The sequence below is a fragment of the Ewingella sp. AOP9-I1-14 genome, from assembly GCF_052375995.1.
GTDB classification, from domain to species: domain Bacteria; phylum Pseudomonadota; class Gammaproteobacteria; order Enterobacterales; family Enterobacteriaceae; genus Ewingella; species Ewingella allii.
The window spans coordinates 1-20,487 of sequence record NZ_JBQSVA010000005.1 but is presented as its reverse complement, the minus strand read 5'-3'; the positions used below and the strand labels follow the sequence as shown (position 1 = coordinate 20,487).

Sequence of the window (20,487 nt, the reverse complement as noted above, 5' to 3'; positions counted from 1 at the left end):
AGTCCCCTTAAGACTGCAAGACGTCTGCCAGGCGTTCAAGACGACTGCGAACGCTGCCATCAATCACCATATCACCTGCACGGATTACGACACCGGCAAGAACAGACTTGTCAATTTTGCAATTCAGCTTAACTTTGCGAGACAGACGTTTTTCCATCGCAGCAGCAATCTTAGCCTGCTGATCTTCGGACAGTGGAGTTGCTGAAGTAACTTCTACTTCGGCAATGGCCTCTAAAGAGGCACGCAGTTCGATGAACTGTTGCAGCACTTCCGGAAGAACGCGTAAACGTCCATTTTCAGCCATAACCTTAATCAGATTTTGGCCTGCGTCGTCGAGTTGTTCACCACATACCGCGATAAACGTTTGAGACAGAGTTTCTGGTGCTAAAGCCCCGGAAAGCAGTTCTTCAATTTGTTCATTGCGTGTGACTTCAGCCGTGAACGCCAGCATGGACTGCCAGCGATCTAAGCTTTGGTGCTCAACGGCAAAGTCAAAAGCTGCTTTGGCGTAGGGGCGAGCTACAGTTACAAATTCAGACATCAGCCCCTCCCTCCTTACAGTTCAGCGACCAGTTTATCAACGATGTCGCTGTTAGCAGCTTCATCCACGGAACGTTCGATGATCTTCTCGGCGCCAGCAATGGCCAAAATCCCGACTTGCTTACGCAACTCTTCACGGGCGCGTTGGCGTTCGGCGTCGATCTCTGCCTTAGCTTGCGTCACGATCTTGTTACGTTCCTGCTCGGCTTCGGCTTTCGCTTCGTCGACGATCTGCGATTTACGCTTGTTCGCCTGTTCGATGATTACCTGAGCTTCAGCTTTAGCTTTTTTCAGTTGGTCGGTCGCATCGGCTTGCGCTAAGTCCAGCTCTTTTTTTGCACGTTCTGCGGAAGACAAACCTTCAGAAATCTCTTTCTGACGTTTTTCGATGGCAGCCATAATTGGCGGCCATACGTACTTCATGCAGAACCAGACAAACAGGACAAACGCGATAGCCTGGCCGAGGATTGTTGCGTTAAGATTCACAGCACAATGCCTCTTTCAAAGTGAATTATTTGATGTAGTTCGAATAACAGTGAGCGAGCTCAGTGTTACGCGACAGCAAACATCACGTACAGACCCAGACCAACAGCAATCATTGGGATTGCATCGACCAGACCCATAACGATAAAGAACTGTGTACGCAACAGAGGGATCAGGTCAGGCTGACGTGCAGCACCTTCCAAGAATTTACCACCCAAGATGCCGATACCGATTGCAGCACCGATTGCCGCCAGGCCCATCATCAATGCGGCAGCCATGTACAGCAGATCCATACTCAGGTTTTCCATGACAGTCTCCAGTTTGTTTCAGTTAAAACGCAGTAGTGTTGAAAGAAAATCAGTGTTTTTCAGATGCCATCGAGAGATAGACAATCGTCAGAACCATGAAGATAAAAGCTTGCAGCGTAATGATCAGGATGTGGAAAATGGCCCAAGGCACACTCAGAATCCACTGTGACCACCACGGCAGCAGGCCAGCAATAAGGATGAAGATCAACTCACCCGCATACATATTGCCAAACAGTCGCAGACCCAGTGAAACTGGTTTGGACAGCAGGCTGACACCTTCAAGAATCAGGTTAATCGGAATGAAAACCGGATGATTGAATGGCTGCATTGTCAGTTCCTTAACGAAACCGCCAACGCCTTTCATCTTAATGCTATAGAAAAGAATCAGAATGAATACGCCAAGCGCCATCGACAACGTGATGTTCACGTCGGCCGTTGGTACAACACGCAGAGCAGGCAAACCAAGTAATCTTTCACCGATGGTCGGTAAAAAATCGATTGGCAGCAAATCCATCATGTTCATTAAGAACACCCAGACGAAGACAGTCAGAGCCAAAGGGGCGATGACTTTGCTTTTGCCGTGATACATGTCACGCACGTTGCTATCGACGAAACCTACAACCAGCTCGATGGCCGTTTGCATTTTTCCTGGGACACCACTGGTGGCCTTTTTAGCGACGCGATGGAAAATAACCAGAAAGAGTACCCCGAGGACCACGGAGAAAAACATCGAATCGATGTTAATCGACCAGAATCCCGTCCCTACCTGAAGCTGTGTCAGATGGTGACCGATATACTCTTGTGGAGTAGAGATTTCTCCTGATGCAGACATGATGCCTCTTACCCTTTAGTAGTTAAGTACGGTAACTGTTAATGACGGCCGGTGCTAAAATCTGAGTCATCAACACCGATAAATAAGCCAAACCAAGCGGAGCAAAAACCGCCTTAAACAGGCCCAGCGCGATAATCATCAAGATAATCGTTATCAGAACCTTCAGCGCTTCTCCGATGGCAAAAGTCCAGGCAACTCGTCCAGAAACCGCTGTTTGCCCCTGCTGACGCATTGCGAAAAGCGTGAACAATACATTCGGTAGCCATGCGGCCATTCCGCCCATTAAGCCAGAAGTGGTCCACGTCAGGCTTTTAAAGCCAAATGCAGCACTGAGCAGAACAAAGGTCAGTAACTGCAGTATTAACAGCTTTCTGGCCACCTTCGCGCCGTTCTTGCTGTACAAAATACCTGATACAGACATGACGTTTGTTCTCTCCGTACTAAGTACCTAGCTGGAGGTATGCTGAGTGCCGTATATCATAGCCTTTACGGTTTTGAGTCAAGCAGCAAAAAACGAGCAAATTATACGGGCCACTCAAACGAATTCAATGGATAAGTAGCGAAAAGGTGAACAATTATTTAAATTTTAAGCTTTAAGGCTATTTTCATAAGCAAACTATAGTCGTAAATGGCCTTTTGGCATTTGTACGAGTATTCCATTGCTTAACAAAGAAGCGTGCGCCCGATCACATAATTACTATTTTCAGCTGCTAATACATCATCGGTAAAGCTAATCCTTAGCTATTCTGGCCTTTTAAAAGTAATAAAAATCAATAGGATGGTTATTTGGTAGCCTTAATTAAAACGGAATGCAAAATAACTGCACTTCCATGAAACAATAACCCAACAAATAACAACATTTTCATTACATGAGTTTTATCTTAGCCAGCGCCACTTTTTATTTTCAACCGTAACTATTTCCTGCCTGATTAGATCTGAAAGGTCATACAACTGCTATCAGAGTGTAAAAATGAGGTAAAACTCAAATGGACGGCATTAATTTAATTAGCCTGCTTATTTTACCTTTCATACACATTTGAAATTTTGACGATTTATTGACTCATCGCAAATTTAGTTTGCCTTAAGGATAACTAAATGGCGCTCTCCCTCGAGTTCAGGCACCTTCAATTTGACGATCTCTTCCAACGTGACGCCATCAGGTAACGAGTCTAGCTCATCATCCGGACGCACGCCCTTCAACGCGTAGAAACGCCCCTGCCCTTTCGCCGGCAAATGGTGACACCACGACAGCATATCTTGCAGCGAGGCGAAGGCGCGGCTAATCACGCCGTCAAATGGCGGCTTGGGGATAAACTCTTCCACGCGGCTCTGTACCGGCTCGACGTTAGTCAGCCCCAGCTCATGCTGAACCTGGCGTAAGAAACGCACGCGCTTGCCAAGGCTATCGAGCAGAGTGAAGTGGGAGTCAGGGCGAACGATAGCCAGCGGGATGCCCGGCAGGCCAGGCCCCGTGCCGACGTCAATAAAGCGCGAGCCGGTCAGGTGATTATTCACCACGATGCTGTCCATGATATGGCGAACCAGCATCTGCATAGGGTCACGAACCGAAGTCAGGTTGTAGGCTTTATTCCATTTGTGCAGCATCTCGACATAGGCCACTAACTGCTGTTTTTGCTGATCGGGTAACGATAATCCAGCCGCAGCCAGCAGCGAGTCTAATTTCTTATGCACAATGAGGTCCTCTGACAAAAAACATGTCCGTTCGAATTGGTGAAGAATGATAAATCAGCTGATGGAGCGGGAAAAGCGAGATTTGGCCACCAGACTGAAATCATCCGGCGGCCAGAACCGAGAGGAAATTAGGCGCTGCGGCGCAGCAGACCTTGCTTTTTCAACCAGATAAGCAGAATCGAGATAGCCGCCGGTGTGATACCTGAAATACGGGTCGCCTGGCCGATCGACGTCGGTTTGTGATCGTTAAGTTTGGCGAGCACTTCGTTCGATAAGCCATTCACCTGACGATAATCGAGATCCAGCGGCAACAGGGTATTCTCGTTGCGCTGCTGTTTTTCGATCTCATCCTGCTGACGAGCGATATAACCTTCGTATTTGACCTGAATTTCAACCTGCTCGGCAGCCTGAACGTCCGGCACTGAAGGGCTAAACGGTGTAAGGCTGGTCAGCAGCTCGTATGTCATCTCAGGACGACGCAGCAACTCTTCGGCACTGGCTTCTTTTGACAGCGGCGCGGACAGATGCGCGTTAACCAATTCAACTTGCTCAGAACGCGGGTTCACCCAAATGCCGCGCAGGCGCTGGCGTTCAAGCTCGATCATCTCTAATTTTTGGTTGAAGCGAGCCCAGCGAGCGTCATCAACCAAGCCCAGTTCACGGCCTTTTTCAGTCAGGCGTAAATCGGCATTGTCTTCACGCAGCATCAGGCGATATTCAGCACGCGAGGTAAACATGCGGTACGGCTCTTTGGTGCCCAGAGTGCACAGGTCGTCGACCAACACGCCAAGGTAAGCCTGATCGCGACGCGGCGCCCAACCTTCTTGCTCAAAGGCGTAGCGCGCAGCGTTCATGCCCGCCAATAAGCCTTGCGCTGCTGCTTCTTCGTAACCGGTGGTGCCGTTGATCTGTCCGGCGAAGAACAGGCCTGGAATGAATTTGCTTTCCAGCGTCGGCTTCAAATCACGCGGATCGAAGAAATCGTATTCGATGGCATAGCCCGGACGCACGATAACGGCGTTCTCCAGACCCTGCATGGAACGAACGATCTGCATCTGCACGTCAAACGGCAGGCTGGTGGAGATACCGTTTGGATAGACTTCGTTGCTGGTCAGCCCTTCAGGCTCAAGGAAGATCTGATGCGAGTTACGATCTGCGAAACGCATGACCTTATCTTCGATCGACGGGCAGTAACGCGGGCCGATCCCTTCGATGATCCCTGCGTACATCGGGCTACGATCCAAATTATTGCGGATCACATCATGGGTTTTCTCATTGGTGTAGGTCATGTAGCAAGGGATCTGACGCGGATGCTGCGCGGCGTTGCCCATGAATGAGAAAACCGGCGCCGGGTTGTCACCGTGCTGCGGCGCTAATGCGCTGAAGTCGATAGAGCGTGCGTCGATACGCGGAGGCGTACCGGTTTTAAGGCGATTTACACGCAGTGGCAGTTCACGCAGGCGCTGTGACAGGGAGATTGCTGGTGGATCCCCCGCACGGCCGCCGCTGTAGTTCTCCAGACCAATGTGGATTTTTCCATCCAGGAAGGTGCCCACGGTCAGAACGACAGACTTAGCACGGAATTTAAGGCCCATTTTGGTCACGGCGCCAACCACTGTGCCATTCTCAACAATCAAATCTTCAACAGACTGCTGGAAGATCATCAGGTTTGGCTGGTTTTCCAATGCTGTGCGAACGGCTTGGCGATACAAAACACGGTCTGCCTGGGCACGAGTGGCTCGAACGGCTGGACCTTTACTCGCGTTTAGTATCCTAAACTGAATCCCCGCATGATCGATCGCCGTAGCCATCAAACCGCCCAGTGCGTCCACTTCTTTAACCAGATGTCCTTTCCCGATCCCACCAATCGCTGGGTTACACGACATTTGTCCAAGCGTGTCGATATTGTGGGTCAATAACAGGGTTTGACGTCCCATTCTGGCTGAAGCCATAGCGGCTTCGGTGCCTGCATGGCCACCACCGATGATGATGACGTCAAATTGTTCCGGATAAAACATGGTACTGCACCTCGGAGTTCATGCGATGAAAGGGTGTGTGGTGTTGGGAGGAGGGATTCTACTCAAGTTTTGAGGTTCCACAAGTCCCGAGGGATCGTCACTAATTAAAAGAAGATCTTTTTTATTTAAAGATCTCTTATTAATACTTCTATTAGGATCACGATCCTCTGTGCATAAGTCTTTATTGTCGATGAAGATCAACAAGCTAAGCACGATCGAATGCTGTGAATGATCGGTGATCCTGTTCAGTATAAGCTGGGATCAGAATAGAGAGTTATGCACAGCATGAAATGCGACCTAAGGTTGTTAGAGGGATAACTACCGGTTTTACCCTGCTTTGCAGCCTAGTTACCCACAACTGATCGCTGAATATTTACACTTATTTGAGCAAATTAATCCAATTGATCACCCAAATCTCAGCGGGATCTTCAGGAATTTCATGTTGGGTCACATCGATTTCCATGCGATCGCCAATTCTTTTCGCGCCCAACGCTGTCAGTTTTTGATCCAATGAACGGATCGCGCCACAAAAAGTATCGTATTCGCTGCTGCCAAGACCCAATGCCCCGAACTGTACTTTAGACAGATCCGGCTGCTGCTCTTCCAGCTGTTCCAGGAAAGGTTGAAGGTTGTCAGGAAGATCTCCTGCACCATGTGTTGAACACACCACCAGCCAAATACCTTCGGCCGGGACTTCATATAGCTCTGGACCATGTAATGTCTGAGTACTAAAACCGGCTTCTTCCAGCTTTTCTGCAACGTGTTCCGCTACATATTCGGCACTGCCAAGCGTACTGCCACTGATCAGGGTAATGGTAGACATAATGCTCTCACCTGATAAAAGAAACGACATTGTACGCTGTGAATCAGCTGGGATCTACCTGTGGATAATAGGGGTATATAAATTCGGCCTTATGGCTTGATGGTGCGCATAATGGGGTTCTGCAGGGAGATCAGCGTCTCCGTGGACTGAATCTCATCAATGGTCTGGATCTTGTTGATAAGTACGTGTTGCAGCGAATCAATCGAGCGGCACATGATCTTGATGAAGATGCTGTAGTGGCCGGTGGTGTAATAGGCTTCGACCACCTCTTCAATGCTTTCAAGCTTGGCCAGAGCAGAGGGGTAGTCTTTGGCGCTCTTGAGAATGATGCCGATAAAGCAGCAGACGTCGTAACCTAGCTGCTTTGGGCTGACGGTGATATTGGCACCGGTGATGATTCCTGCCTGTTTCATCTTCTCAACGCGAACATGGATGGTGCCGGGGCTGACGGCGAAAACCTTCGCCAGTTCGGCATAGGCCGTGCGCGCGTTAACCATCAGGGCGTTTAGGATGGCGCGATCGAGATTATCGATCTGATAAATTTCGGTCATTTTTTTCCTCTCATATTCTCGTATCAACAATTTATGCTGCCTAAAAATGATGGATTAAAAGCCTTAAGGCAATATTTATTGTTGGATATTGAATCTATCTCTTACTTTGTTGCTTAATCAGTTCTATTGAAGACAAGGGAATGAGAAAACAACAATGAAAACCCAATTTATCGAGAAACAGCGTCAAATCAGCTTTGTGAAATCCACCTTCTCCCAGCAGCTGGAAAAGCAGCTAGGCCTGATTGAAGTGCAGGCACCTTTATTAAGCCAGCTGGGCGACGGCACGCAGGACAACCTCTCCGGCAGCGAGAAGGCGGTTCAGGTGCATGTGAAATCCCTGCCAGACTCGACCTTTGAAGTGGTGCACTCTTTGGCGAAGTGGAAGCGTAAAACCCTCGGCCAGCATGACTTCAGCGCGGGCGAAGGCCTGTATACCCACATGAAGGCGCTGCGCCCGGATGAAGATCGTCTGTCGCCGGTGCACTCTGTTTGTGTGGATCAGTGGGATTGGGAACAGGTGATGGGCGATGGCGAACGAACGCCTGAGTTTCTTAAAGCCACGGTGCGTAAGATCTACGCCGGTATAAAGGAAACCGAAGCGGCGGTGAGCCGTGAGTTTGGCCTGACGCCGTTCTTGCCGGAGGAGATCCACTTTGTCCACAGCGAAACTCTGCTTCAACGCTTCCCGGAGCTAGATGCCAAGCAGCGCGAACGCGCCATCGCCAAAGAGCTGGGCGCGGTGTTCCTGATGGGCATTGGCGGCAAACTGTCTCACGGTAAATATCACGACGTTCGCGCGCCGGACTACGATGACTGGAGCAGTAAAGGTGAAGCTGGGCTATCTGGCCTGAACGGCGATATTTTGGTGTGGAACCCTATTTTGGAAGATGCGCTGGAACTGTCGTCGATGGGCATTCGCGTTGATGCCGCGACCTTAAAGCACCAGCTGGCGCTGACCGATGACCAAGCTCGTCTACAGCTCGACTGGCACCAGGCGCTGCTGCGCGGTGAGATGCCGCAAACCATCGGCGGCGGCATTGGCCAATCTCGTTTGGTGATGCTGTTGCTGCAAAAGCCGCATATCGCGCAGGTGCAGTGCGGCGTCTGGTCGCCACTGCTGCACGACAGCGTTGAAGGCGTGCTCTAAAACTACCGTTTAAGGCCGCTGCCAGCGACGCTGGACGCGGCTTTTCATCCCGGTATCAAAGCGCCAAATGTGGTCGAAGATGCGCATGATGCCGGGCTTGCCGTATTGCGACATCGCCAGAGCATGGAAACGGTGATGTTTATCCTGCTGTAAATGCTTCACTCTCTTCTTAACTTCTTCTGGCAGCCGCTGGGCGATGAAATCCGAGATGATCACCGCGTCGGCGTCCTGCCACTCGGGTGATGACAGCTTATCTAAGGTGGCGGTCAGGCAGGCAGCCAAGTCGGTACCGCCCCTGAAATGCTGGCCGAGAAAGCGCAAAGCCTGATCCAACCCGTTGGAAGAGGTCAACTCGTAATGAATCACCTGACTGGCGAACAGCATGATGTAGCAGCGGCGGTTGTCGGCCAGCGCAATTCTCAGCAGCGCCAGGCAGAACGCTTTGGCGCACTGCTCATTAAATCCTCCCATTGAACCCGAAGTATCCACGCAGATGACAAAAGGCCCGCGCGGCTGGGGTTCTTGCTGCTGATGCACCACCGGGCGTTTGACCACTTTTTCGCGCCACACGTCGCCTTGCAGTCGGTAGGTCATTAGGCGCTTTTCCAGCAGGCGTCGGTAAAACTCATACTCCAGCTCGGGGATCCCCAACGTCCCCAGCTCGGTGGGCATCAGGCGCAAAATATCGTCGCTCTGATGAATGCCGTTCACCTCTTCGGGCACCGTGGCGGGCTCGCGCACCATCAGCCGATGTTCTTCCATCTTGGCATCTTCGTGCGGGCTGGTTTTGGCTTTCTGACTGCGACCCAGCTGCTCGGCGAGCCTCTGCAACTCAGGCTGCTGCTGCAAAAAAGCGCCGTAGCGCGACAGCGACTGCACTTCGCCACGCTGCCGCTGGCCCTTGCTCATATCCCACAGCCGTCCGGCGGCGGCATCGTTCTCTGCTAATAAAGGAGAGAGCTCGCCGCTGAGTTCCAGCCGCTGCTGTAGCTCTTCCTGCAACTGCTCCTGTTCCTGCTCGAGCAGCTGATGATGAACGGTCACCGTCTGGAAAGTAAGATTCAGCCGCCAGCGCTGGAGAAACAGAGTGTGGAAGCTATTGCCGGTTTTCGGGCCTCGCGTCTCCTCGGCGTTTTGCTGCAACGAGCGCGCCTCGGTAATAAAGGGAGAGTTTAGCGACTCAAGCTGCTCAATCAGCGCAGGCAGCTCGGCCTGAAAGGTGGCGGCGTCAATCTGCTGGCAGTGCTGATAAAGGTAGAACTCTTTGGCGAGGTCCGGCGGCACCGGCGTATCGTGGATGCGCTGGCGCAGTCTGAACTTCCACTCGGGCAGGTCTTTGGTCAGCGCGCGCTTCAGTCGTGGGAACTTTTCGAAGAAAATCGCCAGCTGCGGCGTGGCCAGCAGGCCGATGATCAGCTCCTCGATCAGCTCACCTTCGCTGATCGACAATAAGAGATCGAGGGATTCCAGACTGAGCATGGATCAGTGCCCGCTGAACAAGTCTTGCTGGTGGCGGAGTTGCTCCGACACCGCCAGCAGGCTGGCTTCAATCTTCGCGGCCCACTCGGCGGCGACAAACAGGCAGTTTTGATGCTGGCTGAACTCGTGGCGCTGCTGGTTAAATTTGGCATTCAGCCCTTCCAGCGTGCTTTTCATCTCATCGGGAACGGCAATCTGCTCTTTGCCCGGTAAGGTCAGGGGCGTCGACTGGCGGCTGATATCCAGCACCAGCAGCTGCAGCTTGTCATCCACCTCCGCCTCAATGTTCTGCGCGAATCCCATGCCGTTGAGCTTCACCTTCAGAACCCCTCCTTTATTAAGCCACTCGTCGAGCACGCTTCTTTCCACCAGCAGATGGGAAACCTGAATATCGTGCAGATGGAGAGGAGTTTGCAGCAGTAGGGTTAGGCTGCTAGCCGCCAGCGTATCCGGCAGGCTGTATTGTGGCTTACGGCTAAAAATACCCGCCTTTTTGAGCACTTTGATCGACTGTCTGGAGCTTTGCTGCTGCTGATACTGCATCCATTCCTGATTGAGCTGGCGCAGCTTCATTAATAACGTCTGCTGCTGGTAAGCCTGTTCGGTGATCATCTGCTCGATTTGGGTTTGCAGCAGGTGATAGGTGTTCAGGTCGTGCCACAGACAATCTTTCAGCAAAATCAGGTCGATAGGCGTGATGGCCTGACGGCCGCTGAAGAAGGCGCAGGCTTGCAGCAGGCGCAGGGCTTTCTTCCAGCGGCGGTCCGAAACATAAGGCGCGGTGTCCAGCGCATCCAGACGCTGGCGCAGTTGGAAAATCAGCTCGAAGCAGGATTCCGGCAAGGCCACCTTATCTATTTCAGGCTGCCACTGCTGATACTCTTCATCGCTAATGCTCAGGGCTTCCGGCACCAGATTGGCGCTTTCGTTTGGCCGGGAAGTCAGCAAAGAGCGGAAATTCTGTTTATCCTGCACCTTGTCCAGCCATAGGCGGATTAGCATACGGTCATAGAGTGCCTCAAGGCTGCCGTCGGCCTCAGGCAGTTCATTGGAGGCGCTTACCAGCAGCCGCATCGGGATAGCATCCTCGCGCTCGCCGTTACGAAAGCGTCGCTCGTTAATGGCGGTCAGCAGGGTATTGAGGATGGCCGGGCCGGCTTTCCAAATCTCATCCAGAAAAACAATCTCCGCCTCGGGCAAATAGCCGGAAGTCAGGCGTAGATAGCGGCCTTCGTCTTTCAGGGCTTGAATTGACAGCGGGCCAAAAACCTCTTCTGGAGTGGAAAAGCGCGTCATCAGGTATTCAAAAGCGCGGGCGTGGCGGAAGGCAAACTTAAGGCGGCGGGCAATCAGGCTTTTAGCGATGCCGGGCGGCCCGAGCAGAAACACGCTTTCGCCGCACAGCGCGGCCAGCAGGCACAACCGGATGGCTTCCTGACGCTCGTACAGTCCGTGTTCTAAAGCATTGGCAAGACGGGCAATCCGTTCTGCAAGTAAAGGAGAATGCGCCATACTGAATCTTCCGGTTTCCGTGAGTAAATGAGATCAGTGAAATTACTGGGCTGGGAATGATAATAAACCATGGCCTATTTTTATTGATATAGCTTACGGATATAGATTGTTGATTACACAAATCTTTCTATTATAGATACTGTGGGTTTATCTGCGTTAATCGCCAATTCCTTGTTTATATAGGGGTAGGCAATTGGATTTATTCGTGCATACTGTGCGCCGTTTAGTGGGCATTCAGCCCTGAGCGCATCTTTCGCTTACGGAATTCTTTGCATAAAAGAGCAGCAAAAAGAAACCAATTATGAGCACAGAACATAAACGGTCACTCCCCGCAGTAACCCTGGCCGCCATTGGTGTGGTTTATGGTGACATTGGCACCAGCCCTCTCTACACCTTGAGAGAGTGTTTTTCAGGCCACTACGGCTTTAACGTTGAACCCAGCGTTGTCTTTGGTTTCCTTTCCCTGATTTTCTGGATGCTTATACTTATTGTCTCGCTGAAATACCTCACTTACGTGATGCGCGCAGACAACGCCGGTGAAGGCGGGATCTTGACCCTGATGTCCCTCGCGGGCCGTAACACCTCGGCGCGAACCACGGCGGTATTAGTGATCCTCGGGCTTATCGGCGGCAGCTTCTTCTATGGCGAAGTGGTGATCACCCCGGCGATTTCGGTGCTGTCGGCGATGGAAGGCTTAGAGATTGCCGCCCCGTCGCTCGACCCTTATATCGTGCCGCTTTCTATTACCGTCCTGACGTTACTGTTCATCATCCAGAAGCACGGCACCGGCATTGTCGGCAAGCTGTTTGCCCCGGTGATGCTGCTGTGGTTCCTGACGCTGGCGGTGCTAGGTATTAACAGTATTGCTCAAAACCCAGAAGTGCTGCGGGCCATGAACCCGATGTGGGCGGTGAACTTCTTTATTGAGCATAAATCCTTCTCCTTCTTTGCGCTCGGCGCGGTGGTGCTTTCCATCACGGGTGTTGAGGCGCTGTATGCCGATATGGGCCACTTCGGCAAATTCCCTATCCGTCTGGCGTGGTTCACCGTGGTGCTACCTTCGCTGGTGCTGAACTACTTCGGGCAAGGCGCACTGCTGCTCAAAAACCCCGAGGCGATTAAAAACCCGTTCTTCCTGCTGGCACCTGACTGGGCGCTGATCCCACTGCTGATTCTGGCGACCCTCGCCACCATTATCGCCTCGCAGGCGGTGATCTCCGGCGTGTTCTCCCTGACTCGTCAGGCAGTTCGTTTGGGCTATCTGCCGCCAATGCGCATCATCCACACCTCAGAAATGGAAGCCGGGCAGATCTACATTCCCGCCATTAACTGGACGCTCTATTTCGCAGTGGTTATCGTCATCGCCAGCTTCGAGCATTCGAGTAATTTGGCCGCCGCCTATGGTATTGCCGTGACCGGCACCATGGTGCTGACCTCGATTCTCTCCTGCACCGTGGCGCTGAAAAACTGGCACTGGAAAGCTTTCCTGGTCGGCATTCTGCTGGTGGTTCTGCTGTTTATTGACGTGCCGATGTTCGCGGCGAACGCCACCAAGCTGTTCTCCGGCGGCTGGCTGCCTCTGACCCTCGGCCTGTGCATGTTTATCGTGATGACCACGTGGAAAAGCGAGCGTTTCCGCCTTATGCGCCGGATGCACGAACACGGCAACTCGCTGGAAGCCATGATCGCCTCGCTGGAGAAATCGCCGCCGGTGCGCGTGCCGGGCACTGCGGTTTATATGTCCCGCGCCACTAACGTCATTCCGTTTGCCCTGCTGCACAACCTCAAGCACAACAAAGTGCTGCACGAGCGCGTGGTGCTGCTGACGCTGCGCACCGAAGACGCGCCTTATGTGCACAATGTTCGCCGGGTAACTATCGAGCAGCTCTCACCGACCTTCTGGCGCGTGGTGGCGAGCTACGGTTTCAAAGAGACGCCAAACGTTGAGGAAGTGTTCCACCGCTGCGGGCTGGAAGGTCTGCCGTGCCGCATGATGGAAACTTCGTTCTTTATGTCCCACGAGTCGCTAATCCTCACCAAGCGGCCTTGGTATCTCTACTTCCGCGGCAAGCTGTTTATGGCTCTCAGCCGCAACGCGCTGCGCGCGCCGGACCAGTTCGAGATCCCGCCTAACCGCGTTATCGAGCTAGGGACGCAGGTGGAAATCTAATTCGCCTGTGGTGAACAAAGGGCACTTTCGAGTGCCCTTTTGCTTTTCTAAACGCCGTGAAAAGTCATTAACTCAAATTTAGCGCGGCTTTCTAAAACGGGTAGCGAAACGTTTCGACGGCGATCACAATTTCATCACAAGGCGATTGCCAGTTTCTAGCATCGTCATAAACTCAGCAGTGAGCGAAACGTTTCGCTGTCGGAGTTCACAATGAAGAAATCACCGCTTTTAAATGCCGAAATCTCCTATGTCATTGCCAGGTTAGGTCATACCGATCAGCTGGTTATTGCCGATGCCGGTTTACCGGTACCCGCATCTTCCCAACGCATCGATCTGGCGCTAACTGCCGGTGTTCCTACTTTCTTGCAAGTTTTCAAGGTAGTGACCCATGAGATGCAGGTTGAGCGCGCGATTCTCGCCGAGGAGATCGTCGAAAAAAATCCTCAACTCCATGAAGCGTTACTCGCGCAGTTGAAACAGCTTGAGCAACACCAGGGAAACACCATCAGCCTTGAGTACATCAGCCATGAGTCATTCAAGGTGCAAACCGAACACAGCCGGGCCGTGGTCCGTAGCGGGGAATGTTCGCCGTACGCGAACGTTATTCTTTGTGCTGGCGTAACCTTCTGAGGCCTTTATGCAACCTTTGCTGCAACTCTCAGGGATTGATAAAGCGTTTCCCGGCGTTAAAGCGCTCTCCGGCGCGGCGCTAAGCGTCTATCCGGGCCGCGTGATGGCGCTGGTGGGTGAAAACGGCGCCGGTAAGTCCACCATGATGAAAGTGCTCACCGGCATCTATCAAAAGGATGCCGGTTCACTGCGTTTTCTGGGAAAAGAGGCCTCTTTTAACGGGCCTAAAGATTCTCAGGAAGCCGGCATCGGCATTATTCATCAGGAATTGAACCTGATCCCCCAGCTGACTATCGCGGAAAACATCTTTCTTGGCCGCGAGTTTGTTAATGGGTTTGGCCGCATCAATTGGAAGAAGATGTACGCCGAAGCCGACAAACTGCTGGCGCGCCTGAACCTGCGTTACAGCAGCCATCGTCTGGTGGGCGAGTTATCGATTGGTGACCAGCAAATGGTGGAAATCGCCAAGGTGCTGAGCTTCGAGTCCAAGGTCATCATCATGGATGAGCCGACCGACGCCTTAACCGATACCGAAACCGCCTCTTTATTTAACGTCATCCGCGAGCTGAAAGCGGCGGGTTGCGGCGTGGTCTACATCTCGCACCGCATGAAGGAAATCTTTGAAATTTGCGATGACGTCACCGTGTTCCGCGATGGCCAGTTTATCGCCGAGCGCCCAGTAAGCGAATTGCAGGAAGACACGCTGATCGAAATGATGGTTGGCCGCCGCCTTGAAGAGCAATACCCGCGCCTCAAGCAAGAGCGCGGCGCGCTGCGCCTGCAAGTGCGCAATGTCTCCGGGCCGGGCGTCAAAGATGTCAGCTTCAACTTATATGCTGGCGAAATTCTCGGTGTCTCCGGACTGATGGGCGCCGGTCGTACCGAGTTGATGAAGATTCTCTACGGCGCGCTGCCGCGTAAAGCGGGTTATGTCGCCCTTGATGGCCGCGAAGTTGTCACCCATTCCCCACAGGACGGGTTGGCGAACGGCATCGTTTATATCTCTGAGGATCGTAAGCGCGACGGACTGGTGCTCGGGATGTCAGTCAAAGAGAACATGTCGCTGACCGCGCTGCGCTACTTCAGCCGCGCGGGTGGCACCCTGAAACATGCTGATGAGCAGCAGGCTGTCGGCGATTTCATTCGCATGTTCAACATCAAGACGCCGTCCATGATGCAGCCTATCGGCCTGCTCTCCGGGGGGAATCAGCAGAAAGTGGCGATTGCTCGCGGGCTGATGACACGTCCAAAAGTTTTGATCCTCGACGAACCAACGCGCGGCGTTGACGTCGGCGCCAAGAAAGAGATTTACCAGCTCATTAACCAGTTCAAGCGCGAAGGTTTGAGCATCATTTTGATTTCGTCAGAAATGCCAGAAGTTATCGGCATGAGTGACCGGATCATGGTGATGCACGAAGGCCATTTAAGCGGTGAATTCCCGATAGAACAGGCTACGCAAGAAGTGTTGATGGCAGCCGCTGTCGGCAAGCAATACGGCGTGACGCAGGAGTAATCAACTATGAGTTCTCAAACTATGCCAGCCAAAAAGGGCTGGTTCACAAAAGAATGGTTGTTAGAGCAGAAATCGCTGATTGCGCTGCTGGTGCTGATTGCCGTGGTCTCTTCCATGAGCCCGAATTTCTTCACGCTGAACAACCTGTTTAACATTCTTCAACAAACCTCGGTCAACGCCATTATGGCCGTGGGCATGACGCTGGTTATTCTGACGTCGGGGATCGACTTATCCGTCGGTTCGCTGCTGGCCTTAACGGGCGCGGTGGCTGCGTCGATTGTCGGTTTAGAAGTGAATGCGCTGGTGGCCGTCGCCGGTGCGCTGGCCTTGGGGGCGGCGGTAGGTGCCGTCACCGGGGTGATTGTCGCTAAAGGCAAGGTTCAGGCGTTTATTGCCACACTGGTGATGATGCTCCTGCTGCGCGGTGTCACCATGGTGTACACCAACGGTAGTCCAATCAGCACTGGATTCACCGATGTTGCTGATACATTTGGCTGGTTTGGTATCGGTCGCCCGCTGGGCATCCCGACGCCGGTCTGGCTGATGGTGGTGGTGTTTGCGCTGGCGTGGTACATGCTGCATCACACCCGTTTAGGACGTTATATCTACGCGCTGGGCGGCAATGAGTCCGCGACGCGTCTGTCAGGTATCAGCGTTGATAAAGTTAAAATTATCGTCTACTCCCTGTGTGGTTTATTAGCGGCTTTAGCCGGCATTATCGAAGTGGCGCGTTTGTCCTCTGCGCAACCGACTGCCGGTACCGGTTATGAGCTGGACGCAATTGCCGCTGTGGTGTTGGGAGGAACCAGCCTGTCGGGTGGTAAAGGACGTATTGTAGGAACGTTGATCGGCGCGCTGATCCTCGGTTTCCTAAATAACGGTTTGAATTTATTAGGCGTATCCTCCTACTACCAAATGATAGTCAAAGCAGTCGTGATATTGCTGGCTGTTCTGGTAGATAACAAAAGCAACAAATAACCTCCCCTACAGGAATTATGACCATGAATATGAAAAAACTGGCAGTTTGGGTTTCCGCAGCAGCAATTACCGCCTCTTTCAGCGCCAACGTATTGGCTAAAGACACCATCGCGCTGGTGGTTTCTACGCTGAACAACCCGTTCTTCGTTTCCATGAAAGACGGCGCGCAGAAAGAAGCTGACAAGCTGGGCTACAACCTGGTGGTGCTGGATTCCCAGAACAACCCGGCGAAAGAGCTGGCAAACGTGCAGGACCTGACGGTTCGCGGCACCAAACTGATGCTGATCAACCCGACTGACTCCGACGCCGTGGGTAACGCCGTTGCCATGGCGAACCAGGCTAAGATCCCAGTGATCACCCTTGACCGTCAGGCAAGCAAAGGCGAAGTGGCAAGCCACGTGGCCTCTGATAACGCCTTCGGCGGCAAAATGGCCGGTGATTACATCGCCAAGAAAGTCGGCGAAAACGCCAAAGTTATTGAACTGGAAGGCATTGCCGGGACTTCCGTTGCCCGCGAACGCGGCAAAGGCTTCGCTCAGGCGGCTGAAAAGCACCACTTCACTATTCTGGCTAGCCAGCCGGCAGACTTCGACCGTACTAAAGGTCTGAACGTAATGCAGAACCTGCTGACTGCACACCCAGACGTGCAGGCGGTATTTGCTCAGAATGACGAAATGGCATTAGGCGCGCTGCGTGCCTTGCAGACCGCGGGTAAAACCGACGTTCTGGTGGTAGGTTTTGACGGCACCGAAGATGGCATCAAAGCGGTTAACAGTGGCAAGATGGGCGCAACCGTGGCCCAGCGTCCAGACCAGATTGGTGTGATTGGCGTTCAGACTGCTGATAAAGTGCTGAAAGGCGAAAAAGTGCCTGCTGTTATTCCAGTAGATCTGAAACTGGTTGCACAGCCGTAATTGACAGACTCTGCGCCGCTCCTGTTGGGCGGCGCAACATGACTCAGGGAACGCAAATGGATACAGGTAAACTGGTGGTTCTCGGCAGTATCAATGCCGACCATATTCTCAATATCAATCAATTCCCTCAGCCTGGCGAAACGGTGATCGGTAAACAATATACCGTGGCTTTTGGCGGTAAGGGAGCTAACCAGGCGGTCGCCGCCGGGCGCGCGGGCGCGGATATTTCCTTTATCGCCTGCGTCGGTGATGATGATATTGGTGAGCGCGTTCGTCAGCAGTTGGCCAGTGACAACATCGATACTTCTCCCGTTGAGGCAATCGCCGACACCACTACCGGCGTGGCGCTGATCTTCGTTAATGCCGAAGGCGAGAATGTTATCGGTATTGATGCCGGTGCGAATAAAGCCGTGACGCCTGACTACCTGAATCGTTATCAACAGAACATTGTCGACGCCTCGGCGTTGCTGATGCAATTAGAGTCTCCGCTAGAAACCGTGATCGCTGCGGCTAAGCTGGCGAAGCAGCACAACACTCAGGTTATCCTCAACCCGGCTCCGGCTTGTGAACTGCCCGATGAACTCTTGTCGCTGGTGGACATGATCACGCCGAACGAAACCGAGGCCGAGCGCCTGACCGGCATTCAGGTGAATAATAATGAAGATGCCCAACGCGCCGCGAAAGCGCTGCATGATAAAGGCATCGAAACCGTGATTATCACGCTAGGCAGCAAAGGCGTCTGGCTGAGCCAGCACGGCGAAGGCAAGCAGGTCAGCGGTTTCCGCGTCAAAGCCGTGGACACCATCGCGGCCGGGGACACCTTCAACGGCGCATTGGTCACCGCCCTGCTCGAAGGCGCAGCCATGGACAAAGCCGTGCGTTTTGCTCACGCCGCCGCCGCCATTGCCGTGACTCGTCCGGGGGCGCAGCCTTCTGTGCCATGGCGTAATGAAATCGACGACTTCCTTGCGCGTCAGGAGTCCTGATTGGCCACCATGAAAGATGTCGCCCGCGTCGCGGGCGTCTCAACCTCCACCGTCTCTCATGTCATCAACAACAATCGCTTTGTCAGCGAGGCTATCCGCGAAAAAGTCACCGCGGCGATAGACAGCCTCAACTATGCACCTTCCGCCCTCGCCCGTAGCCTTAAACTGAACCAAACTCGGACGATTGGCATGCTGCTCACCGCCAGCAGCAACCCCTTCTATGCGGAAGTAGTGCGCGGCGTGGAGCGCAGCTGCTATGAACGCGGCTACAGCCTGATCCTCTGCAACACCGACGGCGACGCCGAGCGCATGAACCGCAGTATGGAAACCCTGCTGCAAAAGCGCGTCGACGGTTTGCTATTAATGTGTACCGAGAATCATCGGCCGTCGCAGGACGCCATCAGCCGCTATCCGTCATTACCTATTGTGATGATGGACTGGGCACCTTTTGGCGCGGCGAACGATGTCATTCAGGATAACGCTTTGCTCGGCGGCGTGATGGCGACGGAGTATCTGATTAGCCAAGGGTACCAGCGCATCGCCTGTATCACCGGCCCGCTGGATAAAACCACCGCCGTACAGCGACTGGATGGTTATCGTCAGGCCATGCATCAGGCGGGACTGCCGGTGTTACCGGGTTATGAAGTGATTGGGGATTTCGAGTTTGCCAGCGGCCTGCCCGCCATGGAGCAGTTGCTCGCCCTGCCGCAGCGCCCCGAGGCGGTTTTCGCCAGCAACGACGCGATGGCGGTTGGGGTTTATCAGGCACTATATAAAGAAGGGCTGCGCGTGCCGGATGACATCGCAGTCATTGGCTATGATGACATTCAGCTGGCGCAATATATGACGCCGCCGCTGACCACCATTCATCAGCCGAAAGATTCACTGGGGGAACTGGCCATCGATGCGCTTTTGCATCGTTTGAAAGAACCTGAAGCTGAGCCTCAGGTTCTGGTCTTAACGCCAGAGCTAGTGGTGCGCGGCTCGGTTGGCTCAATCCACCGCTAACAGCAGGTTTTGGCATGCCAGCAGAGCACCCTCGGGATCACTGGCCAGAATGGCATCAACCAGGGCCTGATGGTATTCCAGCTTAATCACCTCATTCCCGGTGATGGCTCTAAAGTAGCTTTGATAAACCGAGCTGAACAAATTGGAGAATGAGGTCAGGAAGGGGTTCTTTCCGGCTTCATAGATAAGCTGGTGGAATTGGGTGTCGACTTTTATCCAGCGCTCGCGGTCAAAGCGATAATGCAGCTCCTTCATCTCCGCCATATATAAAGAAAGAAGTTCCTTCTGTTCCTTCGTCGCCGTAGTGGCGGCCAGTGCGCAAGCCTGGGGTTCGAGCGCGCGGCGCAAAATCACAAAGTGCGCCATCACTTGATCGAAGTTCTCGCGGGTCATCCACCAGTTCAACAGCTCCTGATCGAGGAAGTTCCAGTTTGATTGCGGCATCACCCGCGTCCCAATCCGTGGGCGGGGTAACAGCATCCCTTTGGCGGCCAGCGTTTTCACTGCTTCGCGTACCGCCGTCCGGCTTACCCCGAAAATATCCCCCAATTCAATTTCACCGGGCAAGATACTGCCCTCGGCATATTCACCAGATAAGATGCGCTGGGCGATTTTCTCCGCCAATAGATAAGAAAGATTGCGCTGGGCGGCTTGTTGTTGGGCGTTAAGGGGCATTAAAAGGGCATCCTGAGATTCAGTGGTCTTATTATAGAAAAGAGTTTACCCCAGTGTTACGGGTCGAAAAGGCCATTTTGTGTAGAAAACTGGGTGATTGTTGTCCGTTTTTGCGATGTTTGTTGAAAAAAAGAACGGTCAGTAATTAATTTGAAATTAGGGGTTGCGGCCTTCTGAGAACTCCCTATAATGCGCCTCCACTGACCGGGAACAACGACTGAGAAGTCA

20 protein-coding genes are annotated in these 20,487 nt (G+C 52.9%); 8 read left to right on the top strand and 12 right to left on the bottom strand.

The window, feature by feature from the left end:
- Positions 1-7: 7 nt before the first annotated feature.
- From atpH to asnC, 9 genes are all read right to left on the bottom strand, one after another.
- Positions 8-541 carry a F0F1 ATP synthase subunit delta gene (atpH, locus tag ACT3RT_RS14615; protein ID WP_034794363.1) on the bottom strand — a complete coding sequence of 178 codons (534 nt, stop codon included), beginning with the start codon at positions 539-541 and terminating at the stop codon, positions 8-10.
- Between the two features lie 14 nt (positions 542-555).
- The gene (gene atpF / locus ACT3RT_RS14610) at positions 556-1,026 is read right to left on the bottom strand and encodes a F0F1 ATP synthase subunit B (protein WP_034794365.1); all 471 of its coding nucleotides are present in this window, start codon (positions 1,024-1,026) and stop codon (positions 556-558) included.
- Positions 1,027-1,091: 65 nt separating this feature from the next.
- Positions 1,092-1,331 (bottom strand): F0F1 ATP synthase subunit C, encoded by a 240-nt coding sequence (atpE, locus tag ACT3RT_RS14605; RefSeq protein ID WP_034794367.1) that lies wholly within the window; start codon positions 1,329-1,331, stop codon positions 1,092-1,094.
- A gap of 49 nt (positions 1,332-1,380) precedes the next feature.
- A complete protein-coding gene (gene atpB, locus ACT3RT_RS14600; protein WP_154145800.1) occupies positions 1,381-2,163 on the bottom strand; it encodes a F0F1 ATP synthase subunit A in 783 nt (260 codons plus the stop codon).
- Positions 2,164-2,185: 22 nt separating this feature from the next.
- Positions 2,186-2,584 (bottom strand): F0F1 ATP synthase subunit I, encoded by a 399-nt coding sequence (atpI, locus tag ACT3RT_RS14595; RefSeq protein ID WP_034794371.1) that lies wholly within the window; start codon positions 2,582-2,584, stop codon positions 2,186-2,188.
- 650 nt (positions 2,585-3,234) lie between these two features.
- Positions 3,235-3,855: a 16S rRNA (guanine(527)-N(7))-methyltransferase RsmG gene (gene rsmG, locus ACT3RT_RS14590; protein WP_496203231.1), complete on the bottom strand. Its 621-nt coding sequence runs from the start codon at positions 3,853-3,855 to the stop codon at positions 3,235-3,237.
- A gap of 128 nt (positions 3,856-3,983) precedes the next feature.
- Positions 3,984-5,873: a tRNA uridine-5-carboxymethylaminomethyl(34) synthesis enzyme MnmG gene (gene mnmG / locus ACT3RT_RS14585; protein WP_496203230.1), complete on the bottom strand. Its 1,890-nt coding sequence runs from the start codon at positions 5,871-5,873 to the stop codon at positions 3,984-3,986.
- A gap of 379 nt (positions 5,874-6,252) precedes the next feature.
- Complete coding sequence (mioC, locus tag ACT3RT_RS14580) at positions 6,253-6,696, bottom strand: FMN-binding protein MioC (RefSeq protein ID WP_353503782.1); 444 nt, start codon at positions 6,694-6,696, stop codon at positions 6,253-6,255.
- A gap of 89 nt (positions 6,697-6,785) precedes the next feature.
- The gene (gene asnC / locus ACT3RT_RS14575) at positions 6,786-7,247 is read right to left on the bottom strand and encodes a transcriptional regulator AsnC (RefSeq protein ID WP_100936558.1); all 462 of its coding nucleotides are present in this window, start codon (positions 7,245-7,247) and stop codon (positions 6,786-6,788) included.
- A gap of 154 nt (positions 7,248-7,401) precedes the next feature.
- On the opposite strand from asnC, the gene asnA reads away from it, so the two are divergent.
- Positions 7,402-8,394 carry an aspartate--ammonia ligase gene (asnA, locus tag ACT3RT_RS14570; RefSeq protein ID WP_353503783.1) on the top strand — a complete coding sequence of 331 codons (993 nt, stop codon included), beginning with the start codon at positions 7,402-7,404 and terminating at the stop codon, positions 8,392-8,394.
- Between the two features lie 9 nt (positions 8,395-8,403).
- Here the strand turns inward: asnA and viaA are convergent, their stop codons facing one another.
- Positions 8,404-9,873, bottom strand: coding sequence for an ATPase RavA stimulator ViaA (gene viaA, locus ACT3RT_RS14565; RefSeq protein WP_396131729.1), 1,470 nt, complete (start codon positions 9,871-9,873; stop codon positions 8,404-8,406).
- Between the two features lie 3 nt (positions 9,874-9,876).
- Positions 9,877-11,385, bottom strand: a complete 1,509-nt coding sequence (gene ravA / locus ACT3RT_RS14560; RefSeq protein ID WP_496203229.1) for an ATPase RavA — start codon at positions 11,383-11,385, stop codon at positions 9,877-9,879.
- Positions 11,386-11,686: 301 nt separating this feature from the next.
- On the opposite strand from ravA, the gene kup reads away from it, so the two are divergent.
- The 7 genes from kup to rbsR all read left to right on the top strand — a co-directional run bounded on the left by kup (position 11,687) and on the right by rbsR (position 19,584).
- On the top strand, positions 11,687-13,555 hold the full coding sequence (gene kup, locus ACT3RT_RS14555) for a low affinity potassium transporter Kup (RefSeq protein WP_353503786.1): 1,869 nt from the start codon (positions 11,687-11,689) through the stop codon (positions 13,553-13,555).
- Between the two features lie 210 nt (positions 13,556-13,765).
- The gene (gene rbsD / locus ACT3RT_RS14550) at positions 13,766-14,185 is read left to right on the top strand and encodes a D-ribose pyranase (RefSeq protein WP_353503787.1); all 420 of its coding nucleotides are present in this window, start codon (positions 13,766-13,768) and stop codon (positions 14,183-14,185) included.
- A 7-nt stretch (positions 14,186-14,192) separates the two neighbouring features.
- On the top strand, positions 14,193-15,698 hold the full coding sequence (gene rbsA, locus ACT3RT_RS14545) for a ribose ABC transporter ATP-binding protein RbsA (protein WP_496203228.1): 1,506 nt from the start codon (positions 14,193-14,195) through the stop codon (positions 15,696-15,698).
- Between the two features lie 6 nt (positions 15,699-15,704).
- Positions 15,705-16,676: a ribose ABC transporter permease gene (gene rbsC, locus ACT3RT_RS14540; RefSeq protein ID WP_034794402.1), complete on the top strand. Its 972-nt coding sequence runs from the start codon at positions 15,705-15,707 to the stop codon at positions 16,674-16,676.
- A gap of 23 nt (positions 16,677-16,699) precedes the next feature.
- Entirely contained in the window at positions 16,700-17,590 is an 891-nt protein-coding gene (gene rbsB / locus ACT3RT_RS14535; protein ID WP_034794404.1) for a ribose ABC transporter substrate-binding protein RbsB, read from the top strand.
- Between the two features lie 56 nt (positions 17,591-17,646).
- Entirely contained in the window at positions 17,647-18,576 is a 930-nt protein-coding gene (rbsK, locus tag ACT3RT_RS14530; protein ID WP_485902901.1) for a ribokinase, read from the top strand.
- Entirely contained in the window at positions 18,577-19,584 is a 1,008-nt protein-coding gene (rbsR, locus tag ACT3RT_RS14525; protein WP_485902899.1) for a ribose operon transcriptional repressor RbsR, read from the top strand. It begins immediately after the preceding gene.
- Here rbsR and ACT3RT_RS14520 read toward each other — a convergent pair.
- Positions 19,570-20,259 carry a FadR/GntR family transcriptional regulator gene (locus tag ACT3RT_RS14520; RefSeq protein WP_496203227.1) on the bottom strand — a complete coding sequence of 230 codons (690 nt, stop codon included), beginning with the start codon at positions 20,257-20,259 and terminating at the stop codon, positions 19,570-19,572. The genes rbsR and ACT3RT_RS14520 overlap by 15 nt on opposite strands.
- Positions 20,260-20,487: the final 228 nt, after the last annotated feature.